This is a genomic window from Paenarthrobacter sp. Z7-10, assembly GCF_026932795.1.
Taxonomy (GTDB): domain Bacteria; phylum Actinomycetota; class Actinomycetes; order Actinomycetales; family Micrococcaceae; genus Arthrobacter_M.
Map to the genome: position 1 here is coordinate 1 of NZ_JADPVH010000096.1, position 7,768 is coordinate 7,768.

The 7,768-nt window shown below is 60.3% G+C and carries 7 protein-coding genes and 1 pseudogene; 7 read left to right on the forward strand and 1 reads right to left on the reverse strand.

Annotated features, from left to right (window positions below):
* Nucleotides 1–584 precede the first annotated feature (584 nt).
* Nucleotides 585–1,100: pseudogene (locus tag IV498_RS18110) on the reverse strand (recombinase family protein); the annotation flags it as partial.
* Nucleotides 1,101–1,577: 477 nt separating this feature from the next.
* Here IV498_RS18110 and IV498_RS18115 point away from each other — a divergent pair.
* The 7 genes from IV498_RS18115 to IV498_RS18140 form a co-directional block, all read left to right on the forward strand.
* A complete protein-coding gene (locus IV498_RS18115; protein WP_269048474.1) occupies nucleotides 1,578–1,724 on the forward strand; it encodes a hypothetical protein in 147 nt (48 codons plus the stop codon).
* A gap of 495 nt (nucleotides 1,725–2,219) precedes the next feature.
* Complete coding sequence (locus IV498_RS18120) at nucleotides 2,220–2,861, forward strand: hypothetical protein (RefSeq protein ID WP_269048475.1); 642 nt, start codon at nucleotides 2,220–2,222, stop codon at nucleotides 2,859–2,861.
* 90 nt (nucleotides 2,862–2,951) lie between these two features.
* The gene (locus IV498_RS18125; RefSeq protein ID WP_269048476.1) at nucleotides 2,952–3,884 is read left to right on the forward strand and encodes a signal peptidase I; all 933 of its coding nucleotides are present in this window, start codon (nucleotides 2,952–2,954) and stop codon (nucleotides 3,882–3,884) included.
* Between the two features lie 38 nt (nucleotides 3,885–3,922).
* Entirely contained in the window at nucleotides 3,923–4,219 is a 297-nt protein-coding gene (locus tag IV498_RS19175) for an ice-binding family protein (RefSeq protein ID WP_442951384.1), read from the forward strand.
* A gap of 245 nt (nucleotides 4,220–4,464) precedes the next feature.
* Nucleotides 4,465–5,379 carry a proline iminopeptidase-family hydrolase gene (locus IV498_RS18130; RefSeq protein WP_269048477.1) on the forward strand — a complete coding sequence of 305 codons (915 nt, stop codon included), beginning with the start codon at nucleotides 4,465–4,467 and terminating at the stop codon, nucleotides 5,377–5,379.
* Nucleotides 5,380–5,553: 174 nt separating this feature from the next.
* The gene (locus IV498_RS18135; RefSeq protein WP_269048478.1) at nucleotides 5,554–6,960 is read left to right on the forward strand and encodes an APC family permease; all 1,407 of its coding nucleotides are present in this window, start codon (nucleotides 5,554–5,556) and stop codon (nucleotides 6,958–6,960) included.
* A gap of 156 nt (nucleotides 6,961–7,116) precedes the next feature.
* A partial coding sequence (locus IV498_RS18140) for an AI-2E family transporter (protein ID WP_269048479.1) occupies nucleotides 7,117–7,768 on the forward strand: 652 nt, incomplete at its 3' end.

Sequence of the window (7,768 nt, forward strand, 5' to 3'; positions counted from 1 at the left end):
GCGCCACGCCGGCCACTGGGATTCTTCTGGGCGTCCATCACGAGGCGGACCGCCCTCTGGCGAAGCTCATCAGGATACTTCTTTGGTGCTGCCATGGTGCTCATCCTTTCAAGGACTCAACACCCTCCATTAAACCCGGGGCGGTTCACTGACGCACTAGCCCGGCGCGCAACGACGGGGCGGCGCTGGACAGCCAAAGCCTGACCCGATTCGAAACCTCATCCGGTACCACCGTCGTTGCTGCCGGCCACGAATGGTGCCGTAAAAGAGAACTGCCCCGGGGCGCGAATACTGCACCACCGGGGCGTGATTTTCTCCTGCGGTCTCAGGACAGGAGAAGTGCGCCGGACTGTCTCAGGGTCGGGCGACTGTCAGCCTCGGGGGTCTCACGTCCTCGGCGATGTAAACAACGCTACCCGAACAAGATAAGCCTGCTTACCAGTAGTCGGGTGTTGAGACGTAGGCGTCGGCAGGCAAATGCACTTATTGTGCCTGCGACATGAACTCAGCCACGAGGCCGCTGCCATCGCGTTAATCATCAGCCATGCTCGTTTCCGCTCCGCAGGCGCGGGGGCTTGTGCCGGTGTGCGCTGCACGATGCGGTACACCGTACTGCGTGCGACCTTGAACAGCTCGGCAATCTCGGTGGTGGTGTGGGCTCCTCCCCTATGGAGGGAGACGAGGTGGACCTCCTGACTCTTGCTGATTTTGGGTTGTTTGCCACGGAGGCGGCCCTTGGCCTTGGCAACCTGCATACCTTCCCTCGTACGCGCCCGGATAAGGTCGGATTCAAATTCGGCGACCATGGCCAGGACGTTAAACAACAGCCGGCCCACGGGGTCGCCGGGATCATGAATACTGCCGCCGATACTGAGCTTTACTCCCCGTTTGGTGAGGTCTTCGATGATGTCCCTCGCGTCCGGCAGAGACCGGGCGAGACGATCGAGTTTGGCGACGACCAATGTATCGCCCTCACGCATAGCGGCGAGGGCTTCGCGCAGGCCCGGCCGTTCCCTGTTCCGACCAGTCAGTCCGTGGTCGACGTAGATCTGGTCCGCCGGCACACCCAGGGCCGCGAGCCCATTCCGCTGCGCGGTCAGGTCCTGTTCGTTGGTGGAGACGCGGGCGTTATGTAGACGCTTTGGCCGTGTCTCATGGGCGGGTTTGCTGTGGCCATGGAATTGATGTTTTCCGGGAAATTTCGGTGGCCGTTCCTAGAGTGGCGAGTGTGACTTCTGTGCGGAGCTCTTCGGTATTCGTCCCGACCGGCGAGTCAGAGGCAGGCCAGGACGGCGTCTTAAGAATCGATGCTCGGTATGAGACAGAGACCGGGCTGGACGTGTCTCATGCCCACATATCGGGCGTAGCCGATGATGTGTGCGGTCATGGGGCAACTGTAGCGTTTGAGCCACCTCCACCGAGCTTTTATGCGGGCGGGGTATATGCGAATCCGTGAAACCAGCATCTGTATGGCTTTTTGGCTGTCAAAAAATTAGCGGATGGGTGTCGCGGTGGTGGACCGGCTTACGGGAACGGTAGTGCCCATAAACAAGTCCAGGCGATGATAGGAGTTCACGATGTTCCTCGCTGCGCCGGTGGCTCCCGGGATCACACCATCCGGGGGAGGCATGATTCTGCTGTGGACGGGCCCTGGGGCGGCCATTCTCGGCGGCATCAATGGCTACGACGCCGACGAGGCCGTCGTCGTTGCCGCGTGCGAATAGTTCACCCGGCTCGCACCTGCTCGGCTTCAAGAACAGCGGAGTGGGTGTGAAACATGGCACTGAAACCATCCGCGAGTACACGGATCTAAAGGGCGTGCATCGATACCAACGACGAGCCCATGGCCGACGTGGCGGGACGACGGCATGCGGCTGGCTTTTGTCTGATACTCGTCAAATTTGGCTTCGCGGATGACCACTACTGCCGGGTCAGTTTCATGGCGTGTCAAATGGTCAGTGGTCTCCGCCCGTGGAACGGATTCAACCGGTGAAAGCAACACCTGTACCTGCGCTAGGGGACCAATATGCGTTCTTTGGTCCCTCCCGATTGGGGTGGTCTTTTGCGCATTAACATAAGTCGAAGCATTTGGCAACCTGTTATGGGCAGATGTCTCGTACGATCTCGGTAACGTCGTGGTTGGGGCTATCCGGTTACTTGGGGGGTACACTGCACCGATGTTCCTGCTGTAGCCGCACCCCTAAGCTTGAGGTCTCCTAATGAACACATCGCCTTCCACCAACGCGCGCAAAATTCGTGCCCGAAAAATCGTTGCCTTCAGCGCTGCCCCGCTGGCCCTTCTCGTAGCGGGCTCCATGGTCTGGCAGGGATCCTACGCGGCGTTTTCAGCAACTACACGTAACTCCGGAAGCTCCTGGAGCACCGGTCAGGTCACCTTGACCGATGATGATTCCGGTCGAGCCGCGTTCACGGTGAACAATTTGGTCCCGAGCCAAACGGGCCAAAAATGTATTGTAGTAACCTCATCCTCAACTGTGGCCGGTGAAGTGCGCACATACGTGCAGAACCTGGCGAAGTCCGCCCAGGGTTTGGAAGATCACCTCAAGATGACGGTGGATATCGGTACGGGCGGTTCCTTCAATGACTGCACCGGTTTCACTGCCACGTCTACTCCGATCGCCGCTCAACCGCTGACAATCCTTTCCACGGCGAACAACAGCTACGCGACCGGTGGGACTTCCTGGAAGACGGCTGGGACACCCGGGGAAACCAAGTCCTACCGTGCAACTTGGACTTTCGACACAACAGGGATGACCCAGGCGCAGGTTGATGCACTACAGGGCGCGCAGACCAGCGTAGATCTGGTGTGGGAACTGCAAAGCAACGCCCCCACACCCTAACCGGTAGGAATGAGACCACGCAGGGCGATCATCGCAGGGAAGCGTAGCCGACGCCGCCATGAGCCGTGGCGGGACGGCTGGACTTGGCTGGTGTTGGTCACACTAGCCAGGGTTTACCTGATGTTCCTTATCAGCCTTACCGCCTTGGCCCTGGTTCCTGCTCTCTTCGGTGGGCACGGCTCGATCGTACAAAGCGGGTCCATGAAACCGGCGATCAGCCCGGGCGACGTCGTCCTCTCCACCAGCCTGCCCCAAGGGTCACCGGTTCCGGTGGGACGCGTCGTACAGTTCCACAGCCCGTCAGAAGCCGAACCGGATGGCGTAGCGAAGTTACGCCTTCACCGCGTCATCGCGGTGAACCAGGACGGCACCTATAAAACTGCCGGAGATGCGAACGCCGACGCCGACAGCGACCCCCTGACCAGGGCGCAAATCACCGGGGAAGCTCGGCTGCTCATACCTTTCGTCGGGCTGCCCGGTTACTGGATGGCCACAGGCCACTTTGCTCCCCTGGTGTTGTGGGTTCTGCTGACCCTGACCGCTCTCGCTGTCCTGATCTTTGACCGGCCAACGCCCGCTGCAGGACCCCCGGATGATCCGCAAACCCATACCCGCCGCCGATTCTTTGTCCTCGGCGGCGTAACGGCAATAACGACCCTGGTCATGATTCCGCACCCACGTGCCACAGCGGCATTTACATCCCGGACATCGAACGTGGCCAGTACCTGGAAAGTCGCGTCCCAGGCATCCCTGAGTATCGGCCGCGCAACCGGATACGCCTTACTGGCTTCCTCCGGAATCACCAACAACGGCTTCTTCGGCGGTGGAACATACATTTCGGGCAGCATAGGTACCAGCCCCGGGACAACAATCACTGGCTTTTACAACTGGAACGTCTCCGGAAGCGCGGACCGCAACACCACCGCGGCCCGTAATGCCCAAACGGACGCACTGGCCCTGTACTCCGCAGCAGGAATACGGACCACCACAGCGACACGCCCCCCACCCTGGTCGGCACCATAGGCCCCGGCGTCTATGCCTCCACCACCGGAGCCTTAACCATCACCGGCACCCTCACCCTCGACGCTCGCGGAGATCCCAGCGTCATTTTTATCTTCAAAGCCAATTCCTTCACCGCCGCAACCAACAGCGCCATTAGGCTCGTCAACGGCGCCTCAGCAAGCAACATATACTGGCGCATCGCCGGGCCCATCACCCTGGGCACAGACAGTACCAACATCGGAAACTACTTGGCCGCCACCAACGCAACACTGCAAGCCAACAGTCAACTCACGGGACGACTGGTTTCCCTGAGCGGATCCATAACCATCACCAGCACCGATGTCGCGCTGCCCTAAAGTCAGACGCTTCGTGAAAGACCTAATCGCCACTCGGCCTGCTATGCCGGAAGAGGTTTCCCCTGCGGACCCCTGCTGGCACATCCTCCATCAACAAGCTGTACGCTGCTGGGTACGCGTCTCAGCGATGCCTTAGCGTACGATTTTTTCCGTTTTCTGCGGCGCCCTAAACTAGAACCACTGACCTGCACGGTGTCGAGAAACTCCACCACTCAGCGGGACGTGACCAACGTGAAGGAGCAGCGGTGCTGGAATCAACGAGCGTAACGACGGAACGTGTGCCGTTTCAGGAGCGGCAGACCTGGGCCCAGGTGCACGCGTCAGCGAATCCTGTTGTCGGCGCATTGCCTCTCATCGTTGTGCACGGCGGCCCGGGCATGGCCCACAACTACTTGAAGAACTTGGCTGCGCTGACGAGCACGGGCCGCACGGTCATCCTCTATGACCAGCTTGGCTGCGGCAACAGCACGCACCTGCCCGACGCTGCCGTTGATTTTTGGACCCCGCAGCTCTTTATTGACGAATTTCATAACCTGCTAAGCCACTTCGGAATCAGCGAGTATCACCTGCTCGGCCAGTCCTGGGGGGGGATGCTCGGAGTGGAGATCGCCGTTGCGCGCCCCGCTGGCCTCGCCAGTCTCAGCCTCTGCAACGCACCGGCATCCATGCCTTTGTGGGTGGAGGCTGCCAACGAGCTTCGCGCCCAATTGCCGCAGGAAACGCAGGATGCCTTGAGCCGTCACGAAGCGGATGGCACCCTGGATGACCCGGAGTATCTAGCAGCAACGATGGAGTTCTACGAGCGTCACGTCTGCCGCATTGTGCCCACGCCAGAAGATTTTCGGGAGAGCGAAGCGCAGATGGAAGCTGAGCCCACGGTGTACCACACCATGATCGGGCCCAACGAATTCCATATCCTCGGCACTCTTCGCGAGTGGAGCATCATCGACAGGCTCGACCAGATCACCGCGCCAACGCTGGTCGTGGCTGGAGAGTTCGACGAAGCAACGCCGGCAACCTGGGCGCCGTTCATCGACCGTATTCCGGATGTGACGAGCCACGTGTTCCCCGGTGCAAGTCACTGCTCTCATCTCGAGCAGCCCGAGGCTTTCCGTGCGGTGGTCTCGTCATTCATGACGCAGTTTGACCAGCAGGATTGATACACGCTCCACTGAGTGCACCATCACAGCTTCACTGCGGTTTAGCACACCCAGCACGCAGTTCTGCCACCCCAACAGAAAGACAATGATGTCGATAACAGAAACTCCAGACCCGCCGCTTCCATGTGCTGCCGCCGGTGCAATGACCTTTCATCGTTCAAGGAGGGACGTACTGTGAGCAAGGATCCAGCACGGGTCGAGGGCGCCGAGCACGAGCTCGAGGAGTTTGGCTACGCCCAGGAGTTGAAACGCTCGATGAGCCTGACCGATGTGGTGGTCTACGGCCTCATCTACATGGTGCCGCTGGCGACGCTGCCGGTCTTCGGCATCATCTACAATTTCTCCGGCGGAATGCCAGCACTGGTCTATCTGGTAGCCGCAATCGCAATGTTCTTTAGCGCGCTCAGCTATAAGGAGATGGCGAAAAAGTTCCCGATCGCTGGATCGGTCTATTCCTACGTACGCATTGGCCTCAATCGGTTCGTGGGATTTCTGGCTGGCTGGGCGATCCTGCTCGACTATCTGTTGTTGCCTGCGTTGCTGTCAGTGTTCGCGGCGGCGGCGATGGTTGCGGTGGTGCCCGCCATTCCGGCTTGGGTATGGATTGTGGTGTTCGTCGTGCTCGCCGCGGCAATTAACCTCCGAGGCATCGGCCTGACTGCCGGAATGAACAGGGTGTTCCTCGCCATTCAACTCATCGTGCTTCTCATCTTCGTGGTCGGCGCACTGATCGCGGTGGCGCAGGGAAAGGCCGCGTTCACGCTCGATCCGATCTTCCAAAGCGCGCAGTTCTCCTGGGCGATCGTCTTTGGTGCTATTCCGATTGCGGCTCTCAGCTTTATCGGGTTCGACGCGATCTCCACGCTGAACGAGGAGGCCAAGGGTGGCGGGGCCGCGGTCTCGAAGGCGACCATGATTGTCCTGTTCGCCATCACGATCATCTTCGTGGTGCAGGTGTACCTTGCGGCGATCTTTGTACCGACCGGCACCATATTTGCCGCGGGTGACGCCACCAACAACGCCTTTTACAACATCGCGGGGGATGTCGTGGGGCCGTGGTTCAAAGTGGTCATCACGTTGACCAGCGCACTGGTCGCGATCTTCGCGAACTCGATCGCGTCACAGGCCACTTCGAGCCGATTGGTGTTCAGCATGGCTAGGGATGGGCAGCTACCACGGGTGTTCTCCCGGGTCAGCGCCAAGCGGCAGATCCCGCGCAACGCGATGTTCCTCATCGCCGGTTTATCCCTCGTCATCGGCATCGTCGGTACCAGCGAACAGGAATTGCTCACGACCCTCGTCACGTTCGGAGCCTTGACCGCATACATTTTGTTGCACGTCGCGGTCAGTGCACACTTTGGCGTGAAATTGCGTAGTCGGCGCCTATTCGTGCATTGGATCTCTCCGGTGCTCGGGATTCTGGTGCTCGGTTATGCGTTGAGGAGTGCCAACGCCAACGCAAAGGTGCTCGGCGTGGCTTGGTTGTTGATCGGTGTGGGGATCGCCTTGTACTTCCGCTTCTCGAAAAAGGGTGCGATGCAGGCTGAATCTGAGCGCCACGATCACGAACGAGCTGTGTAAATCGCCGGAGATCGATCGGTTCGCCCCCGAGATGCTCGTCAGGCCGAGAGCAGGGGGCGGATCCGATCGAACTCCTCGCGATGCCGCGAGACGGCGATGTCGAGGTCATACCCGCTCTGGAGATTCATCCAGCCACCGTGAAAGCAGCCGTTAACCGTGACCCAGGAACAAAACCCCACCGGCGGGGAGCCGGGACCTGCAGCGTCCGAGGGCATACCGGACGGTGCGGCTGCAGCTGGCTCCGGGGCAGCGTCCGGGCAGCCAGCCGAAGTCCGGCTGCACACGCTGCATTCACTGCGGTCCAGGCTTTTGCGCCCGCTGCCCGGGGCCCAGCCGCGGATCCGTTTCGAGCTGCCACCGGAAACCCTGATGGAAGCCGCGGCGGAGGCGGAAGCTGCACGGCTGGACATGCCGGGCCCACGGATGGCGGTGCGGCGGCCGATCTACATGGGGTTTATGGGCGCCGTGGGCGTTGGCCTGGCGTTGTTCCTGTACTACGTGATGACCAATACGGCACAGTTGCTGTTGTGGATGCTGGCGGCCCTGTTCATCGCGCTTGGTCTGGACCCCGTGGTGCGCTGGCTCGAGCGCCGCAAGGTCCCGCGGCTGGCGGGAATCGTGCTGTCCCTGGCCGTCCTGGTGGGCCTGCTGGCGGCCTTTTTTGCCACCCTGATCCCCACGATCGTAGGGCAGACAACTCAACTGATTGCCAACGCCCCCGGATGGATCAGCGACTTCCTGAACTCTGACTTCTTTAAGAACGTCGATACCCAGTACCATGTTCGGGACCAGATCAATGTCCAGGTGG